Origin of the sequence: Mycobacterium sp. IS-1496 (genome assembly GCF_001499995.1) — a bacterium.
Taxonomy (GTDB): domain Bacteria; phylum Actinomycetota; class Actinomycetes; order Mycobacteriales; family Mycobacteriaceae; genus Mycobacterium.
Genome location: NZ_LQIU01000015.1, coordinates 41,493 through 57,848 on the forward strand (window position 1 = coordinate 41,493; position 16,356 = coordinate 57,848).

Annotated in this window: 21 protein-coding genes and 1 pseudogene; 16 read left to right on the forward strand and 6 right to left on the reverse strand. The window is 69.0% G+C overall.

Features of this window, described 5'->3' with window-relative positions:
• Positions 1–98: 98 nt before the first annotated feature.
• Complete coding sequence (locus AU195_RS10360; RefSeq protein ID WP_059158986.1) at positions 99–776, forward strand: hypothetical protein; 678 nt, start codon at positions 99–101, stop codon at positions 774–776.
• Here the strand turns inward: AU195_RS10360 and AU195_RS10365 are convergent.
• Positions 773–1,204: a pyridoxamine 5'-phosphate oxidase family protein gene (locus tag AU195_RS10365; protein WP_059158987.1), complete on the reverse strand. Its 432-nt coding sequence runs from the start codon at positions 1,202–1,204 to the stop codon at positions 773–775. The two genes, AU195_RS10360 and AU195_RS10365, sit on opposite strands and share 4 nt — an antisense overlap.
• Before the next feature lie 187 nt (positions 1,205–1,391).
• Here AU195_RS10365 and AU195_RS10370 point away from each other — a divergent pair, with 187 nt between their 5' ends.
• From AU195_RS10370 to AU195_RS10390, 5 genes and pseudogenes are all read left to right on the forward strand, one after another.
• Positions 1,392–1,658: a DUF1918 domain-containing protein gene (locus AU195_RS10370; RefSeq protein WP_059158988.1), complete on the forward strand. Its 267-nt coding sequence runs from the start codon at positions 1,392–1,394 to the stop codon at positions 1,656–1,658.
• A gap of 26 nt (positions 1,659–1,684) precedes the next feature.
• Positions 1,685–2,491: pseudogene (locus AU195_RS10375) on the forward strand (universal stress protein).
• Positions 2,492–2,592: 101 nt separating this feature from the next.
• Positions 2,593–3,414 (forward strand): sigma 54 modulation/S30EA ribosomal C-terminal domain-containing protein, encoded by an 822-nt coding sequence (locus tag AU195_RS10380; protein ID WP_059158989.1) that lies wholly within the window; start codon positions 2,593–2,595, stop codon positions 3,412–3,414.
• Between the two features lie 21 nt (positions 3,415–3,435).
• Positions 3,436–4,437: a zinc-binding alcohol dehydrogenase family protein gene (locus tag AU195_RS10385; protein ID WP_059159024.1), complete on the forward strand. Its 1,002-nt coding sequence runs from the start codon at positions 3,436–3,438 to the stop codon at positions 4,435–4,437.
• A 119-nt stretch (positions 4,438–4,556) separates the two neighbouring features.
• The gene (locus AU195_RS10390) at positions 4,557–5,207 is read left to right on the forward strand and encodes a hypothetical protein (protein ID WP_059158990.1); all 651 of its coding nucleotides are present in this window, start codon (positions 4,557–4,559) and stop codon (positions 5,205–5,207) included.
• On the opposite strand, the gene AU195_RS10395 is transcribed toward AU195_RS10390, so the two are convergent.
• The 3 genes from AU195_RS10395 to AU195_RS10405 all read right to left on the reverse strand — a co-directional run bounded on the left by AU195_RS10395 (position 5,191) and on the right by AU195_RS10405 (position 8,072).
• A complete protein-coding gene (locus tag AU195_RS10395; protein WP_059158991.1) occupies positions 5,191–6,069 on the reverse strand; it encodes a universal stress protein in 879 nt (292 codons plus the stop codon). The two genes, AU195_RS10390 and AU195_RS10395, sit on opposite strands and share 17 nt — an antisense overlap.
• Positions 6,070–6,172: 103 nt before the next feature.
• On the reverse strand, positions 6,173–7,171 hold the full coding sequence (locus tag AU195_RS10400) for a magnesium transporter (protein WP_059158992.1): 999 nt from the start codon (positions 7,169–7,171) through the stop codon (positions 6,173–6,175).
• A gap of 7 nt (positions 7,172–7,178) precedes the next feature.
• Positions 7,179–8,072 (reverse strand): universal stress protein, encoded by an 894-nt coding sequence (locus AU195_RS10405; protein WP_059158993.1) that lies wholly within the window; start codon positions 8,070–8,072, stop codon positions 7,179–7,181.
• A gap of 186 nt (positions 8,073–8,258) precedes the next feature.
• Here AU195_RS10405 and AU195_RS10410 point away from each other — a divergent pair, with 186 nt between their 5' ends.
• Complete coding sequence (locus tag AU195_RS10410) at positions 8,259–9,074, forward strand: universal stress protein (protein WP_157531101.1); 816 nt, start codon at positions 8,259–8,261, stop codon at positions 9,072–9,074.
• Positions 9,074–9,613 carry a GNAT family N-acetyltransferase gene (locus AU195_RS10415; RefSeq protein WP_059158994.1) on the forward strand — a complete coding sequence of 180 codons (540 nt, stop codon included), beginning with the start codon at positions 9,074–9,076 and terminating at the stop codon, positions 9,611–9,613. Before AU195_RS10410 ends, AU195_RS10415 begins: the two co-directional genes overlap by 1 nt.
• A 4-nt stretch (positions 9,614–9,617) precedes the next feature.
• On the opposite strand, the gene AU195_RS10420 is transcribed toward AU195_RS10415, so the two are convergent.
• Positions 9,618–10,610 (reverse strand): Acg family FMN-binding oxidoreductase, encoded by a 993-nt coding sequence (locus AU195_RS10420; RefSeq protein WP_059158995.1) that lies wholly within the window; start codon positions 10,608–10,610, stop codon positions 9,618–9,620.
• 356 nt (positions 10,611–10,966) lie between these two features.
• Here AU195_RS10420 and infA point away from each other — a divergent pair, with 356 nt between their 5' ends.
• The 8 genes from infA (at position 10,967) to truA (ending at position 15,634) form a co-directional block, all read left to right on the forward strand.
• Entirely contained in the window at positions 10,967–11,188 is a 222-nt protein-coding gene (infA, locus tag AU195_RS10425; protein WP_003418601.1) for a translation initiation factor IF-1, read from the forward strand.
• 35 nt (positions 11,189–11,223) lie between these two features.
• A complete protein-coding gene (rpmJ, locus tag AU195_RS10430; RefSeq protein ID WP_003879483.1) occupies positions 11,224–11,337 on the forward strand; it encodes a 50S ribosomal protein L36 in 114 nt (37 codons plus the stop codon).
• A 171-nt stretch (positions 11,338–11,508) separates the two neighbouring features.
• A complete protein-coding gene (gene rpsM, locus AU195_RS10435) occupies positions 11,509–11,883 on the forward strand; it encodes a 30S ribosomal protein S13 (RefSeq protein WP_011558522.1) in 375 nt (124 codons plus the stop codon).
• A gap of 4 nt (positions 11,884–11,887) precedes the next feature.
• Positions 11,888–12,304 carry a 30S ribosomal protein S11 gene (rpsK, locus tag AU195_RS10440; RefSeq protein WP_011558523.1) on the forward strand — a complete coding sequence of 139 codons (417 nt, stop codon included), beginning with the start codon at positions 11,888–11,890 and terminating at the stop codon, positions 12,302–12,304.
• A 20-nt stretch (positions 12,305–12,324) separates the two neighbouring features.
• Complete coding sequence (gene rpsD / locus AU195_RS10445; RefSeq protein ID WP_059096607.1) at positions 12,325–12,930, forward strand: 30S ribosomal protein S4; 606 nt, start codon at positions 12,325–12,327, stop codon at positions 12,928–12,930.
• A 75-nt stretch (positions 12,931–13,005) separates the two neighbouring features.
• Entirely contained in the window at positions 13,006–14,058 is a 1,053-nt protein-coding gene (locus AU195_RS10450; RefSeq protein ID WP_059158996.1) for a DNA-directed RNA polymerase subunit alpha, read from the forward strand.
• A 63-nt stretch (positions 14,059–14,121) separates the two neighbouring features.
• On the forward strand, positions 14,122–14,727 hold the full coding sequence (gene rplQ, locus AU195_RS10455) for a 50S ribosomal protein L17 (protein WP_059158997.1): 606 nt from the start codon (positions 14,122–14,124) through the stop codon (positions 14,725–14,727).
• A gap of 4 nt (positions 14,728–14,731) precedes the next feature.
• A complete protein-coding gene (gene truA / locus AU195_RS10460) occupies positions 14,732–15,634 on the forward strand; it encodes a tRNA pseudouridine(38-40) synthase TruA (protein WP_059158998.1) in 903 nt (300 codons plus the stop codon).
• A 3-nt stretch (positions 15,635–15,637) separates the two neighbouring features.
• Here the strand turns inward: truA and AU195_RS10465 are convergent, their stop codons facing one another.
• Positions 15,638–16,351, reverse strand: coding sequence for a cutinase family protein (locus AU195_RS10465; protein ID WP_059159025.1), 714 nt, complete (start codon positions 16,349–16,351; stop codon positions 15,638–15,640).
• Between the last annotated feature and the right edge of the window lie 5 nt (positions 16,352–16,356).

Genomic DNA, 16,356 nt, shown 5'->3' on the forward strand with positions numbered 1-16,356 from the left:
TACAGCGGGTGGCTGCGGTGCACGGACACCTACGGCGGCAATGCGAAAGGGACCACCGGCCCTAGCGGACGGCGACGGCGTGGGCGGAGGCTGGGCACATGACCAACGGTGTGGTGAAGCTGGGTGCGACAGGGGCCCTGCTCTACGCGGCAAGACGGTACTTCCGCGATTGGGGCACCACCAAAGCGGAATCAGGTAGCCACTTACCCGGTGATCGACTCGTGCACCCGCCGGTGATTCAAGCCACCGAGGCGGTGTGGATCGACGCGCCCGCCGAGGCGACGTGGCCGTGGCTGGTCCAGATGGGTCAGAACCGGGGCGGCCTTTACAGTTACGAGAGAGCGGAGAACAGGCTGGGTCTGAAGTACCGCAACGCCGATGAGCTCCACGAGGAATGGCAGCACCTCGCGGAGGGGGACGCGGTGAGGCTGGTGCCACGGGGCTGGTTCGGGTTGGCCGACGGCGTCGAGATGCGGGTCGCCGAACTCGTCGAGGGGCAGACGATCGTTTTGTTCGCCGAACCGCCGGGGGTTCCGTGGACGGTGGTCTGGTCGTTCCACCTGATGCCTCGCGGAGAGGACCGCTGCAGACTGCTGATCAGGTCCCGTCTGGGACTACGTCACCCCGGCGAGGTGATGCTCGCTGAATTGTTCGGGCCGGCGAGGGCGTTGCTCACCCGCGGCATGCTGATCGGCATCAAGCGTCGCGCCGAGAGCGACCGTCAGGCGGAGGCAGCCGCGGCCGCGGCGAGTGCGGAGGCTCACCGCGTCGGTTAGCTCGCCGTCCCCGGTCCGAAGGCGAATCGCCGGCCGGTGACGGTCAGCGGCCGGATCCGGACGTAGTGCTGCTTCGCCGTCGACGTCCACGGAAGTAGCTGCCCGCGTTCGGCTTCGGCCAATTCGTCGTCATCGTGGAGGATCTTGGCCACCCCCTTGACCACGACGCTCCAGCCTTCGGCGACGTTGTGGTCGTCGGCCTCGAACAGCACATTGTGGTTGATCGCCGTACTCACCAGCTTGGTTCCTTCGGCCGTGCGGAACAGCACGGTGCGCCGCTGGACGACGAAATTGACCGGGAAGATCTCGGGCTGGCCGTCGACGCTCGTGACGAGTCGGCCGAGGGACACAGCCGACAAGAGGTTCCAGCATTCGCTCAGGGGGAGGACGGAGACCGGCGCGGTTCCGGACCTGGTTTCGTCGGACATGGCTGCGACGCTATCGCGGTCCGGAGTCATGGCACGAGTCTCGGTGAGGGGGTCCGCGGACAACAGGGTCGAAAGTCCCTATCGGCGGAGGGCCGTCGGGACGTTCGACCCGTCCGCTGGTGTCCTCCTGCCCTTACCCGACGAGGGCGTGGCCGACGACAGTGATCGTCGGACGGAAGGGGATGTCATGAAGGCCAAGGTGGGTGACTGGCTCGTTGTCAAGGGAACGGCGGTCGACCGCCCCGAACACCGGGGGTTGATCACCGAGGTGCATTCCGAGGACGGCTCACCGCCGTACGTGGTGCGCTGGCTGGAGACCGACCACGTGGCGACGGTGTTCCCGGGCCCGGATGCCGTGGTCCTCACCGCCGAAGAGCAACGCGCCGCCGACGAACGCGCACGCCACCGGTTCGGAGCCGTGCAGTCCGCCATCCTCCACGACAACGGAAAGTAATCGGCCTGCCGGGCGGAGGAGCGATCATGAGCGACGAACGGCGATTCTCCTCGGTGCTGGTGGGTATCGACGGGTCCGGCGCGGCGATCGGCGCCGCGACGTGGGCGGTGGAGGAGGCCGTCAGCCGATCCGTCCCTTTGATTCTCATCTGCGTGATGAAGTCGATGCATCCGTCCGCCGACGAGTACCAACGCGAACTGCACCACGCCGATGCGTCGCTTCGCGCCGCGCGCGCTGCCGTCGAGGCGACCGGGCGTCCGGTCAAGGTGGACACGGAGATCGCCACCGGTCAACCCGCGGCGGTGCTCATCGCCCGCTCCCGGGACGCGGACCTCGTGTGCGTGGGATCGGTCGGCATCGACCGATATGGAAGGTCCATACTGGGTTCCACCGCAACGGATCTCGCCGAACAGGCGCACTGTCCGGTGGCGGTGATCCGTTTCACCCAGACCGGTGACCCCGGCGACGTCCGCTGGATCGTCGCCGCGGCGACCGGCACACCCGACGACGAGGCGGTCATCGAAGGCGCGGTGCGCGAAGCGCGACTCCGCAAGCTTCCGGTGCTGCTCCTCGGCCGGTCGCCTCGGGGTGGCGTCGAGAGCGGCGAACTCGACCGCATCGTCGCACAGTGGCGGAAGAGTTTCGGCGACGTCCACATCTACCCCGTCGCGGCCCCGGGGGACGTCGCTCACTTCGTCCGCGAGCACGACGAACCGATCGACCTGGCGGTGATCGGCGCCGCCGACGCCGGGTGACTCGCGGCGATCCTTGGCCCACACGGACATCCGGTGTTCCCGCACGGGCGCTCGTCGGTCCTCGTGATCCGGACCTGATATGGAACGCCGGGGACTCACTGCGAAGTTGCGAACGGTGGCCGCCATCGTGCACTACGTGGGTAAGCGGTGACCAATGGCCCTTCTCGTGCGGGCGGGACATGCGTACGAAAGGTCATGTGAGCGAAAACGACCGCGTGCAGGCGGAATTCGACGTCGACGTCACCACCGGTGGTGACATGCCGGGTGCGGTCGACTACGCCAGGGCCAAGATCGGCCGGCTGGGCCGTGTCGCCGACGGCCCGGTCCTCGCTGCCCGCGTGAGGTTGACCGAGCGGCCCGCCCCGACCGGGAAGCGGCCCGTCATCGCACAGGCCAACCTCGACGTGGCGGGCAGGCTGGTGCGCGCGCAGGTCGAGGGCGCCACCGCCCGTGAGGCGATCGATCGGCTCGAGGATCGACTGCGCCGGCGGCTCGAGCGGGTGGCGCGCCACTGGGAAGCGCGGCGGGGCGCGATGCCCACCGGCCAGCCGCACGAATGGCGTCACCACTCCGAACCCGAGCGTCGCCCGGCCCACTTCCCGCGTCCGGCTCAGGACCGTGAAGTGGTGCGGCGCAAGGCGTTCACCCTCGACGCGTGCACCCTCGACGAGGCGGCGGAGGAGATGGAGCTCCTCGACCACGATTTTCACCTGTTCACCGAAAAAGCCACCGGGTACGCCGCTGTGCTGTCTCGAGGCGGGGAGGCCGGATACCGCCTGACGCTCGTCGCGCCCAGGTCCCGAGAGCACCTGGCGCCGTTCCGACTGCCCGTGGCGATCAGCGACCAGCAGGTGCCTTGCCTGACGACGGCACAAGCCGTCGAGCGCCTGAATCTGTCTGGGCTGCCGTTCCTGTTCTTCGTCGAAGCCGCCGAGGGACGTGCCTGCGTGCTGTATCACCGCTATGACGGCCATTACGGCTTGATCACGCCGGCGGGATAGGGGGCGGTGACTGTGCGGACCATGCATGCCTGGCGGGTGCGCGTTCCGGGGCCGATGGCCACGCGCCCGCTCGAGTGGTGCACCACCGAGGTGCCCGAACCCGGTAGCGGTGAGCTCCTGATCGCCGTGCGGGCATGCGGGGTGTGCCGAACCGACCTGCACATCGCGGAGGGCGATCTGTCCGTCCACCGTCACCACGTGACGCCCGGACACGAGGTCGTAGGAGAGGTCGTCGAACTCGGACCCGACACCGATCCGGAGTCCGCGGTCGGCGACCGGGTGGGCGTGGCGTGGCTCAGGCACACCTGCGGACAGTGCCGCTACTGTCTGCGCGGGCAGGAGAACCTGTGCCGGCACTCGCGCTACACCGGGTGGGACGCCGACGGTGGTTATGCCGAATTCACCACGGCACCCGCGGCTTTCGTGCACCGACTGCCGTCCGGCTACACCGACACCGAGCTGGCCCCGCTGTTGTGTGCGGGGATCATCGGATACCGGTCGCTGCTGCGGGCGGACCTGCCACCCGGCGGTCGGTTGGGCATCTACGGATTCGGCGGCAGCGCCCACATCACCGCGCAGGTGGCGTTGGCGCAGGGCGCCGAGGTCCACGTGATGACCCGAGGAGAGCGCGCACAGGACCTGGCGCGGGGGCTGGGCGCAGCGTCGGTGCAGGGCGCCGCCGACCCGCCCCCGGTGAAACTGGATGCCGCGATCCTCTTCGCCCCGGTGGGCGATCTGGTGTTACCCGCGCTCGAGGGTCTGGACCGCGGGGGGACGCTCGCCATCGCGGGCATCCACCTCAGCGACATCCCGTCACTGGACTATCAACGCCACCTGTTCGAGGAACGCCAGGTGCGGTCGGTGACCGCGAACACCCGTGCAGACGCGCGGGCGTTCCTCGAGTTCGCCGGCCGCCACCACATCGAGGTGACGAGCCCGGAGTACCCGATGGACCGTGCGGACGCCGCGCTCGACGATCTGTGCGCCGGCCGCATCGCCGGCGCTGCCGTCCTGCTCGGGTGAGCGGGACACCAGGTGGGGCAATCGGCATCACCGGTTCGGGACCAACGACCCTGGCCTTAGCGGCGCGGGTTTCCTACCGTCGCAAGCAGGAGCAACCCGCCCGACAGGGAGAAGCGTCAATGACCCTGCCCCCGCCCGGCGCCGACGACTCGGCCGCCTGCCCCGAGGATCACCGCGATGTGACCGGCTTCTGCCCGACGTGCGGCGCACCCCTGGATGCGCTGTCCGAGCCGGTGGGCCGCCGCCAGCGGTGGCACTCGGTCACCCGCCGGGGCGCGGTGGCCACGATCGTCGCCGCCGTCGTCGGCGTGGTGGCTCTGCTCGCCGTCGTCGACGCCGCCCGGACACACGATGTCGTCGTCGCGTCCGAACAGGCAGCCGTCCGCGAGTGGTGGTCGACGGCGCAGTCGGCGGTCACGGACCTGCAGGAATCGCTCTACGACGCCGAGAGCTCGCTGCGCCGGATGAACGCCTCCGGGCTCGCGTCCGCCTGTCAGCGGATGCACGACTCCGCCGCCGTGGGCGTTCCGGCTCAACTGCCCTCTCCTGACCGTGATCTGACCGCGGAACTGGACGCCGCGACGGAGGACGCGCACTCGGCTGCCCACATGTGTCTGGCCGTGGTCGCGAACTCACCGCACAACTACGAAGGTGAGTTCACGGCGAATCTCGATCAGGCCGAGAAGCAGATGAGGGCCGCGATGGCGCTCGTCAACCGCATCCTGACCGGGCAGGCGCCGGCGTTCGCGCGGCTCATCGCGGCCGGGTGATGATGACGGGAACCCGGACCGCCTGCGCCACCGCGGTACTCACCGACCCCAACAGCGCGCCGGCCACCGCGCCGTGACCGCGGCTGCCGACGATGAGAAGTTGCGCGGACTCGGCCTGCTCGACCAGTCGGCGCGCGGGCTGGTCCAGTACGGTCACGCGGTGCACGGCCACCTCTGGATGGCGTCGCTGCCAGGGCGCCAGCTGTGCGCCCAACTCCCGATCGACTGCGGGGCACAACTTCTCCCAGTCGGCGCTTGGCAACTCGAACGCGCCCGGCGACCACCAGGCACGCACGACGACCAACTCCACACCGCGCCGGCCGGCCTCCTCGAAGGCCAGTTCGGTGGCCGACTCGCAGCCCGTGGATCCGTCGTGGCCCAACACGATCGGGGCCCGGGAGTCGAGTGGGATCGGCGCCTCCGCATGGATCACCGCAACCGGGCAGTGCGCGCGGTGCACCAGTGCCGTGCTGACCGACCCCAACACCGTTCGCGCAAGCGCCCCGCGACCGCGACTGCCCACCACCACCAGCTCGGCCTTGCGCGACAGATCCACCAGTTCCACGGCGGGCGCGGCGACGAAGAACTCCGTGGACACCGGCACCGCGCCACGGGTGACGCCGTCGGCGATCTGCGCGGCGACCTCGAGAACCTGCCGCCCCATCTCGCGCTGCCAGTCGAGGATCCCGACGGGTGCCGGGATGGCCGACCACTCCGCCATGCTCGCGGGCGCGGCATGGACCAGGGTCAGGCGCGACCTGCGCGACAGCGCCTCGCCCGCAGCCCACCGGACGGCGTGGTCCGAAGTCGGTGAACCGTCGACGCCGACAACGATGTCCGGTTCTGGCGCGCTGTCGGTCATCACTGATCCTCTCGGTCCGACGGGCCGCCGTCCGGGGCACCCCATGAGCAACGCTAGGTAGGGACGGCGAACGCAGATAGGGACCTTCGGCCCGAACTGCCGATCAGGTCATCAGGATGCTGACCGCGCCGAAGTAGATCATGATCGTCAGCAGATCCTGCACGACGGTGGACAGCGGCCCGGCACCGAACGCCGGGTCCATCCCGAGCCGGTGCAGCAGCCATGGCAGGAACAACGCCACCAGTGTCGCGATCGCGCTGGCGCCGAGAATCGCGATGGACACGGCCGACGCCAGCGTCACGCTTCCCGTCATCACCGCGACCACCGGCCACATGAGCGCACCGAGCAACACCCCCACCGACACTCCGGTCAGCGTCTCGCGACCGGTGATGCGCCGGATGCCGACACCCACCGACAGCCCACGGATCGCCAGGGTCTCGGTCTGGGTGCCGACCGCGTCGGCGAGGTAGACGATGCCGGGGATGAAGTAGGCGACAGCGAGATTCGCGTCGAGCTGGCCTTCGAACGCCGTCATCAGCACCGCGGACAGCATGGCCCCGAGAAGACCGAGGATCAGCCACGGCAGCCGGTGCCACAGCCGCCGCCTGACCGCTTCGACGCTCGATGACCGCGCCGTCGCCGCACCGCGCAGGAAGCCGCCGAGCCGCGCCATGTCCTCGTCGTGTTCGGCCAGCAGAACGGTCAGCAGGCGCTGCGGCGAGATCAGTCCGCGGAAGCGGCCGGCCTCGTCGACCACGGCCAGTCCCGGTTCCGCGCGCTGCACGGCCTCCCATGCCGCATGCTCCTGATCGGTGTCGGGCGCGACCACCGGCGGCTCCGGGTCCATCACGTCGCGCAGCAGTGCGCCGTCCGCGGCGCCGAACATGCGCTCGATGGTCACGATGCCCGCCAGGCGGTCCCCGTCCATCACCGCGACGGCGACGGCGCTGTCGAAGTGCCTGCCGCGCATGGCGCTCAGCGTCTCGCCGACCGGGGCTTCGGGCGCGGCCACGGGAATCCGCAGCGAGGCATGGTGTAGCGCGCGGTCAGGCGGGCCCAGGAATTCCGTTCCGTTCGCGACAACTTGCTTCGTCGGTGCCATGCCGTCGTCAGGACTTGCGTGCCACGATGACCGGTACGGAGGCAGCCTGGGCGACCGCGGAACTGACCGATCCCAGGAGCATCCCCGCGAACCCGCCGCGGCCGTGGCTGCCGACCACCACAAGCTGAGCGTTCTCGGACTGCTCCAGTAACTGTCGAACAGCTCTGTCGCGCACCACGACCCGACGCACCGTCACATCCGGATAGCGTTCCTGCCAACCCGCCAGCCGTTCGGCCAGCACCTCGTCGGCCTGCGGTTTGAAGGTCATCCACTCCTCGTTGGGGAACGCATAGATCGTCGGATCGCTCCACGCGTGGACGGCGACGAGATCGACATGTCTGCGCGATGCCTGGTCGAAGGCGATGGCCGTGGCCAGTTCGGATGCCCGTGATCCGTCGATGCCGACGACCACGGGTGCGCGCTCCCGATCGGGGGCCGAGGCCTCATCCTCGTGGATCACCGCGACCGGGCAGTGCGCGTGGTGCAGAAGACCCCGGCTCACCGAGCCCAGCAGCCGTCGTCCGATCGCGCCGAGGCCGCGGCTGCCCACCACCACCATCTCGGCGTCCTTGGACAGGTCGACCAGCGTCGACACGGTGTTGCCCGAAACGCTGCGCTGGCGCAGGGTGAGCTGGCCGGTGCCGATACCCGTGACCGCGGCCTCGGCCGCCTTCACCGCTTCGGCCTGGTTCTCACGATTCTGGTGTTCGACAGTGCGCCAGAACTCCTCCGTCGGTGGAACGTCCAGCCACATCCGCATTTCGAGATCGGGCAGCACGTGGACGAGTGTCAACGGCACATCCCGGCCGACGGCTTCCCGTGCTGCCCAGGTCACGGCTCGCAGGGCCTGTGGCGACCCGTCGACCCCCACCAGAATTCCCTGACCGGCTGATGTGGTCATCTCGCCTCCCCGCTGATCCGTGATCTATGCCGACGTTAGGACGTCGGTGGCCGGATGCGCAGAGGCGTTGGTCACCACGTCCGCACGCGGGGGAGGACCAAAGACCCGAGCCGGCGGGCCGAACGACTCCGTCGGCGGTGCCGTCCGTCCCATACCCTCGTACCGCGCTGCAGATTGGGAGTTCCGATGGATACGACACATCCGATTCGGCCGGTCGTCGTGGGAGTGGACGGCTCACAGGCCGCGCTCGATGCCGTGAGGTGGGCGGTCGACGAAGCCGCCGCGCGTTCCGCGCCGCTGCGCCTGGTGCACGCCACGGGTGTGACGCGACAACCGGGTCAGTCCGACGACGAATTCCGGCTGGAACGCGAATACGCCGAGACGGTGCTCCGGGCGGCATCGACCGCGGCGAAGTCCTCAGGCCGGGACGTCGACGTCGAAACGGACATCCTCTGGGGCGCTCCGGAGGGCGAACTCCTCGCCGAGTCCCTTCGCGCGCAGATGATCTGCGTCGGATCGGTGGGCATCGGTGCGGTCGCCAACGTCGTCCTGGGTTCGACCGCCGTCACGGTCTCGACCCAGGCGCTCTGTTGTGTCGCGGTGCTGCGGGGAGGCGCCACTCCCGCGGGCGACGGCTGGCTGGCGGTCGCCACCGATGCCACGCCGGAAAGCGAGTGCGTCGTCACGGGCGCGTTGGACGAGGCCCGGTTACGCGGGTCCTCCGTGGTGATCGTCGGAGTTCGCCGGTGGGAGTCGCACGAACCCAGCCGCGACGAGTTGGACCGCCACACAACGGAATCGACGCGGCACTACCCGGATGTGCACACGGACGTGGTGCCGACCAGGGACACCATCGTGCGGTACCTGGCCCACCAGCGGGAGCGCGACATCGACATGGTGGTCATCGGTGCTGCCGACGCGGAAGCGGTGGCCGACATCGTCGGTCCGCACGGCGCACTGTTCGACGGCGGCAGGCGGCACTCAGTGCTCGTGGTCCGCTGATGTCAGTCCCGCCGGAGGCTTCGCGCACGGGTCTCGAATTACCCGCCACCGCAGCACTTCTCGACGGCAGCGTGGTCACCCTCCGGCGCGTCACAGACGCCGACGGCGCAGCGATCAGGGCGATGGCTCGCGGCCTCACCGAGCGGGAGCGATACTTGCGGTTCTTCACCGCGCATCCCCAGCACATCGACCAGTGGGTGAGCGTCCTGGTCGAGACATCAGCGGACCGATTCACTCTCGCGGCGTTCGACGAGGACACGCTGCTCGGCGTGGCCAACTACGTCGAAACGGCCCGCCCCGGCTACGCGGAGGTCGCGATCGTGGTCGCCCACGGTGAACACCATCGCGGCGTCGGGACCGTCCTGCTCGACGCGCTGGGCCGTATCGCCCGGGCCAACGGCCAACGCTGTTTCATCGCCGACGTCCTCGCCGAGAATCACGAGATGCAGACGGTGCTCACCGATTCCGGCTGGCCGTGCCGCCGTCACCTCGAGGGTGCGGTGGTCTCGGTCGAGGTGGATCTCGGGCGCACGCCCTGATCGGTCACACGAGGACAGATCCGTCCAGCCACGTCGCCAGCTCGCCCAGCGGACGTCGCGGTGTCGCGGGCAGCGGATCGGCATTGACCGGCGCCCATCCGACGCGCAGCAGGATCTGCGGATACACGAGGTCGTCGAACACGTCGTCGCGGATCGCCTCGCGCGTCGCGCGGATCTCGAGCGGCTCGGTGATCGGGCACGTCGCCAGCCCCAGCGTCGTCGCGGTGAGCATGACGAGGCTGGCCGCCTCGCCTGCGCGCAACCGGCCCATGACATCGTCGGTCGCGGTCCCCAGCGCAACGACGACACCGCTGTCGCGCGACGCCTCCGCGCCCGCCGGCTGCTTAAGCGCCGTACCGGCGAACCACCGTGCGGGTACCGCGGCCGCCGGGTCGGATGCCGGGCTGTTGCGCGCGGGCACCCCCACCGTCGACGCGTGACGTCCGGTCCAGGCGGCCAGTTCCTCCGCATAGTCCGGATCCGCCGCGTGCTGTCCGACCGCCAGCGCGAGCGCGGCCCGGAAGGCGGGTGTCATCTCGACGCGCCGCATGGTCACCCCCGCGCGGGCGGCGCGTGACCCCATCAGCGCGATGTCTCCCATCGAAACCGGCCAGTCGCTGAAGTGCCGCCGGTCGGTGCGCCGGCGCGGGATCGCCGCGGCGAGGGCGATGTCGGACTCACTCGGCGTATGCGAGTGCAGTTCCAGAGACGCGAGGTGCGAGGGTTCGGCCGGGTTCGGCAGGCGGTGGATCTTGGGTGGCCAGCCGAGCGCGGTGAGCGCCACCGCGCAGTGGTTGAGCGCCGCGCCGCAGCTGACGATGAGCTCCCGCGCGTCGGGATCGGTGTGCGCCAGCTGTAGCGACTGATCGGCGTACAGATGCACGCTGTGGGTGCCCACCTGCCAGTGCCACGGTTGAGAGTTGTGGATGGAGGGTGCGCGGTTGGCCAGGCTGAGGGCCGTACGCAGGGTGTCGGCGCCGGGCGACCGAACGGTCATGATCGTGCCTCTCGGGAGGGTGTTCCCACCACGGTGCCGCGGGCGACGGTTTGCCGACAGAGACGAAGGTCCCGATTCGGGTGGGACCTTTACGCTTCTCGCGGTCGTCACCGGTCCGGCGGCTGCGGCGCCCGGCAGATGCGCTGATCGGCGTGATTTTGGGCAGCCCACCCGAGCGGGTAGTATTGACCAACGGTGCGGTGCCCGCGCCGGCTCTTGCGTGCCTCTGGTTTCCGGAATATCCGACTACCGGCTCACGTTTCGTGGTCGGAGCGCAACTGTGCCAGTGCAGTGTGTCGCCGATTCGGCGGCAGGCGCCGAACAACCAGAAGACAACGGAGGATCTCCGAAAAGTTATGGCAAAGAAAGACGGTGCCATAGAGGTCGAGGGTCGCGTGGTCGAACCCCTGCCCAATGCGATGTTCCGCATTGAGCTGGAGAACGGTCACAAGGTCCTCGCCCACATCAGCGGCAAGATGCGGCAGCACTACATCCGCATCCTGCCCGAGGACCGCGTCGTGGTGGAGCTGTCTCCGTACGACCTGTCCCGGGGCCGCATCGTGTATCGGTACAAGTAAACCCAGACAGAACGACCAAGAAGGATCTGCACGCCGTGAAGGTGAACCCGAGCGTCAAGCCCATCTGCGACAAGTGCAGGGTGATCCGTCGGCATGGGCGGGTCATGGTGATCTGCTCCGACCCCCGCCACAAGCAGCGGCAGGGCTGATCCCGGCCCGGCTCCAACGCCGGCCGCACCCTCGAACAACTGAATGCTGACCTCCCAGTACCACCGAACAGATTGGCTGCTCGGACACGCCCGGACGGAGGCCGGGCCCCGCCACCACGGCGGGATCGGACTGGGAAAAGACCTCCGCAAAGAAGAAGGAATGGCACACCCATGGCCCGACTAGTGGGCGTTGACCTCCCGCGCGACAAGCGCATGGAGATCGCACTGACCTATATCTACGGCGTCGGCCGTACCCGCTCCCAGGAGATCCTGGAGGCGACCGGCATCGACCGGGATCTGCGCACCAAGGACCTCACCGACGATCAGGTCACCCAGCTGCGCGACTACATCGAAGCGAACCTGAAGGTGGAGGGCGACCTGCGCCGCGAGGTGCAGGCGGACATCCGCCGCAAGATCGAGATCGGCTGCTACCAGGGCCTGCGGCACCGTCGCGGCCTGCCGGTGCGCGGCCAGCGGACCAAGACCAACGCGCGCACCCGCAAGGGCCCGAAGCGCACCATCGCCGGCAAGAAGAAGGCCAGGTAAGTAGATGCCACCGAAGAAAGCCGCCGCTTCCTCCGCGAAGAAGGGGCAGAAGACCCGCCGCAGGGAAAAGAAGAACGTCCCGCACGGCGCCGCACACATCAAGAGCACGTTCAACAACACGATCGTGTCGATCACCGATCCCCAGGGCAACGTCATCGCCTGGGCGTCGTCGGGTCACGTCGGCTTCAAGGGGTCGCGTAAGTCGACGCCGTTCGCCGCGCAGTTGGCCGCCGAGAACGCCGCCCGCAAGGCCCAGGAGCACGGGGTCAAGAAGGTCGACGTGTTCGTGAAGGGGCCCGGTTCGGGCCGCGAGACCGCCATCCGCTCGCTGCAGGCCGCCGGCCTCGAGGTCGGCGCCATCGCCGACGTCACGCCGCAGCCGCACAACGGTTGCCGTCCGCCCAAGCGGCGCCGGGTCTAGGGGAGAGGGAACCAACACTCATGGCTCGTTACACCGGACCTGCCACCCGCAAGTCGCGCCGTCTCGGCGTCGACCTCGTCGGTGGTGATCAATCGTTCGAGAAGCGCCCCTACCCGCCCGGCCAGCACGGCCGCGCGCGGATCAAGGAGAGCGAATACCGCACCCAGCTGCAGGAGAAGCAGAAGGCCCGCTTCACCTACGGCGTGCTGGAGAAGCAGTTCCGTCGCTACTACGACGAGGCGAACCGGCAGCCCGGCAAGACCGGCGACAACCTGCTGCGCATCCTCGAGAGCCGGCTGGACAACGTCGTGTACCGCGCCGGCCTGGCGCGCACCCGCCGGATGGCCCGTCAGCTGGTCAGCCACGGACACTTCACCGTCAACGGCGTCAAGGTCGACATCCCCAGCTACCGGGTGTCGCAGTACGACATCATCGACGTCAAGGAGAAGTCGCTGAACACCGATCCGTTCGTGATCGCGCGGGAGACCGCGGGTGACCGGCCGATCCCGTCGTGGCTGCAGGTCATCGGCGAACGTCAGCGCATCCTCGTCCACCAGCTGCCCGAGCGCGCACAGATCGACGTGCCGCTGACCGAGCAGCTGATCGTCGAGCTCTACTCGAAGTAACACCCCCGGCCGTCCCGATGGCGGCAGGGTCACGCGGCATCAAATAGCGGGTGTCGTGACGAAGGAGAAAACACCATGCTGATCTCTCAGCGCCCCACACTGTCCGAAGAGACGGTCGCCGAGAACCGCTCCCGGTTCGTCATCGAGCCGTTGGAGCCCGGTTTCGGCTACACGCTCGGCAACTCGCTGCGGCGCACGCTGCTGTCGTCGATCCCCGGCGCAGCGGTCACCAGCATCCGCATCGACGGTGTGCTGCACGAGTTCACCACCGTCCCCGGGGTGAAGGAAGACGTCACCGACATCATCCTGAACCTCAAGAGCCTGGTCGTGTCCTCCGAGGAGGACGAGCCGGTCACCATGTACCTGCGCAAGCAGGGTCCCGGTGAGGTCACCGCGGGCGACATCGTCCCGCCGGCGGGCGTGACCGTGCACAACCCCGAGATGCACATCGCGACGCTGAACGACAAGGGCAAGCTCGAGGTCGAGCTGGTCGTCGAGCGCGGCCGCGGCTACGTGCCCGCCGTGCAGAACAAGGCGTCCGGCGCCGAGATCGGCCGCATCCCGGTCGACTCGATCTACAGCCCGGTGCTCAAGGTGACCTACAAGGTGGAGGCCACCCGTGTCGAGCAGCGCACCGACTTCGACAAGCTGATCCTCGACGTCGAGACCAAGAACTCGATCACCCCGCGTGACGCGCTCGCCTCGGCGGGCAAGACGCTGGTCGAGCTGTTCGGTCTGGCGCGGGAGCTCAACGTCGAGGCGGAGGGCATCGAGATCGGCCCGTCGCCGGCCGAGGCCGACCACATCGCGTCGTTCGCGCTGCCCATCGACGATCTGGACCTGACCGTCCGGTCGTACAACTGCCTCAAGCGCGAGGGTGTGCACACCGTGGGCGAGCTCGTCGCCCGCACGGAGTCCGATCTGCTGGACATCCGCAACTTCGGCCAGAAGTCCATCGACGAGGTGAAGATCAAGCTGCACCAGCTCGGTCTCTCGCTCAAGGACAGCCCGGCCACCTTCGATCCGTCCGAGGTCGCCGGGTACGACGCCGCCACCGGCACCTGGAACAGCGACGCCGGCTACGACCTGGACACCGACCAGGACTTCGCCGAAACCGAACAGCTCTAAAGAGAACATTCCGTCCCGGTCCTACCTGATACGGGGGCCGGCCCCATTGAGGAGACAGTCGCAATGCCCAAGCCCACAAAGGGCCCCCGCCTCGGCGGGTCGTCCAGCCACCAGAAGGCGCTCCTGGCCAACCTGGCCACGTCGCTCTTCGAGCACGGCCGCATCAAGACGACCGAGCCGAAGGCGCGGGCGTTGCGGCCCTACGCGGAGAAGCTGATCACCCACGCCAAGAAGGGCACGCTGCACAACCGGCGTGAGGTGCTCAAGAAGATCCGCGACAAGGACGTCGTGCACACGCTGTTCGCCGAGATCGGCCCGTTCTTCGCCGACCGCGAGGGCGGCTACACCCGCATCATCAAGGTCGAGCCGCGCAAGGGCGACAACGCCCCGATGGCGGTCATCGAGCTGGTGCGGGAGAAGACGGTGACGTCGGAGGCCAATAGGGCCCGCCGCGTGGGTGCCTCGAAGCAGACCGCTCCGGTGGCCGCCGCTGCGGCGCCGCAGGCGTCGGTCGAGCCCGAGGCCGCCGAGGGTCCCGACACCGACGATTCGGCGGCGGTCGAGGCCGATGTGGTGACCGAAGCGGAGGACACCACGGCTTCGGAGGCGTCGCGGTCGACCGAGACCGACGACCCCACCACCGAGGGTTCGGACGCTGACAAGTCCTAGCGACATGAGCGCAGACCAGCCCGTCACTCCCCGGAGTGGCGGGCTGGATCATTTCTCCTCCTCGCGTCCGGTGACCCGTCTTCGGCTCGACGTCAGCTACGACGGCACCGACTTCGCGGGCTGGGCGCCGCAGACCGGTCAGCGCACTGTGGCGGGCCTGATCGACGAGGCGCTCACGACGATGTTCCGGACACCGCTGACCGTTCGGGCGGCCGGGCGCACCGACACCGGTGTGCACGCCACCGGTCAGGTCGCTCACGTCGACGTGCCGTCCGATGCGCTGGGGCACGCCTACCCGCGGACCGCGCGGCCCTCCGAGCCGGAGTTTCAGCCGCTGGTCCGCCGGCTCGGGCGGTTCCTGCCCGCCGACGTCCGGGTCCGCGACATCACCCGTGCGCCCGCGGGTTTCGACGCCCGCTTCTCCGCACTACGGCGCCACTACACCTACCGGCTCGGCACCGCCCCCTACGGCGTGGAACCACACCTGGCGCGCTTCGTCACGCCGTGGCCGCGACCGCTCGACGTCGAGGCGATGAACTCGGCGAGCTCGCTGCTGGTCGGTCTGCGCGACTTCGCGGCGTTCTGCCGTCACCGCGAAGGCGCTACCACGATCCGCGATCTGCAACGGCTGGAGTGGACGCGTGACGGCGACCTGGTCACCGCACACGTCAGCGCGGACGCGTTCTGCTGGTCGATGGTGCGCTCACTCGTCGGTGCGCTGATCGCGGTGGGCGAACACCGCCGTGAGCCCGGGTGGTGCGCCGGGTTGCTGAGCGCGACGCGGCGCTCCAGCGAGTTCGCCGCCGCCCCGCCGCAGGGACTCACCCTGGTGGGGGTGGACTATCCGCCGGACGACGAGCTGGCGGCACGGACCCTGGTCACGCGGGACCTGCGCGTCATCGAGTAGGGGTCAGATACGGCCGACGATGAAGTCGGCGGCCTGGTTGACCATGCCGGCGTTCACGTAGGCCCTGGCCGCGTGGTCGGGCCAGTTGCCCTCCCACGTGTTCGGGTCGGCCGGGCTGCAGATCGGGTCCGCGCCGTGGCACAGCTCGATCGTGCGCTCGCGGTAGAGCGGGCTGAAGTTGGTGATCGGACCGACCCACGCGACTCCGTTGCCGAACAACGCGACGGCGGCGATGTGGCGGTCCATCCCCGGCGGCAGCGGCTTGTCGAACCCGAACGCCGCGATCGGCGCGGCCAGGACGACGTCGGTCACGGCTGCGCCGAGCGAGTAGCCGCCCAGCACCAGCCGGGTGTCGGGGCAGCGTCCGGCCATGTCCTGGATGCGCGAGCTCATGTCGTTGGCGCCCACGTCGATCTCGGTGTCCGCCGGGTACTGGACGGTATAGATGTCGATGTCCTTGTCCGTCTTGCTGCGCAGGGCGCTGATGAGCGCATTGCCGATCACGCCTGCGCCGGGCGCCTCGGTGCGGCCGCGGGCGAAGATCAGCTCCGCCTGCGGGCACGCCTGTGCGGAGGCCACGGCGGCGGTGCGGGACAGTGTCGAGGGCGCGATGAGGAGTCCGGCGGCGACGAAGACGGACGCGGCGAGCGTCAGAGACCGGCGGACCCAGCGGAGCGACGCAGAATGATCATGCACCCCGTCGATGTTAACCGAGATGATCG

Coding starts and splice junctions, on each gene's coding strand:
- AU195_RS10415 (WP_059158994.1), top strand. CDS start 9,074: ATGTCAGTCCCGCCGGAGGCTTCGCGCACGGGTCTCGAATTACCCGCC.
- infA (WP_003418601.1), top strand. CDS start 10,967: ATGGCAAAGAAAGACGGTGCCATAGAGGTCGAGGGTCGCGTGGTCGAA.
- AU195_RS10370 (WP_059158988.1), top strand. CDS start 1,392: ATGAAGGCCAAGGTGGGTGACTGGCTCGTTGTCAAGGGAACGGCGGTC.
- AU195_RS10380 (WP_059158989.1), top strand. CDS start 2,593: ATGCGTACGAAAGGTCATGTGAGCGAAAACGACCGCGTGCAGGCGGAA.
- AU195_RS10385 (WP_059159024.1), top strand. CDS start 3,436: ATGCATGCCTGGCGGGTGCGCGTTCCGGGGCCGATGGCCACGCGCCCG.
- rplQ (WP_059158997.1), top strand. CDS start 14,122: ATGCCCAAGCCCACAAAGGGCCCCCGCCTCGGCGGGTCGTCCAGCCAC.
- rpsD (WP_059096607.1), top strand. CDS start 12,325: ATGGCTCGTTACACCGGACCTGCCACCCGCAAGTCGCGCCGTCTCGGC.
- rpsK (WP_011558523.1), top strand. CDS start 11,888: ATGCCACCGAAGAAAGCCGCCGCTTCCTCCGCGAAGAAGGGGCAGAAG.
- AU195_RS10450 (WP_059158996.1), top strand. CDS start 13,006: ATGCTGATCTCTCAGCGCCCCACACTGTCCGAAGAGACGGTCGCCGAG.
- AU195_RS10405 (WP_059158993.1), bottom strand. CDS start 8,072: ATGACCACATCAGCCGGTCAGGGAATTCTGGTGGGGGTCGACGGGTCG.
- AU195_RS10360 (WP_059158986.1), top strand. CDS start 99: ATGACCAACGGTGTGGTGAAGCTGGGTGCGACAGGGGCCCTGCTCTAC.
- truA (WP_059158998.1), top strand. CDS start 14,732: ATGAGCGCAGACCAGCCCGTCACTCCCCGGAGTGGCGGGCTGGATCAT.
- AU195_RS10420 (WP_059158995.1), bottom strand. CDS start 10,610: ATGACCGTTCGGTCGCCCGGCGCCGACACCCTGCGTACGGCCCTCAGC.
- AU195_RS10365 (WP_059158987.1), bottom strand. CDS start 1,204: ATGTCCGACGAAACCAGGTCCGGAACCGCGCCGGTCTCCGTCCTCCCC.
- AU195_RS10400 (WP_059158992.1), bottom strand. CDS start 7,171: ATGGCACCGACGAAGCAAGTTGTCGCGAACGGAACGGAATTCCTGGGC.
- AU195_RS10390 (WP_059158990.1), top strand. CDS start 4,557: ATGACCCTGCCCCCGCCCGGCGCCGACGACTCGGCCGCCTGCCCCGAG.
- AU195_RS10410 (WP_157531101.1), top strand. CDS start 8,259: ATGGATACGACACATCCGATTCGGCCGGTCGTCGTGGGAGTGGACGGC.
- rpsM (WP_011558522.1), top strand. CDS start 11,509: ATGGCCCGACTAGTGGGCGTTGACCTCCCGCGCGACAAGCGCATGGAG.
- AU195_RS10395 (WP_059158991.1), bottom strand. CDS start 6,069: ATGACCGACAGCGCGCCAGAACCGGACATCGTTGTCGGCGTCGACGGT.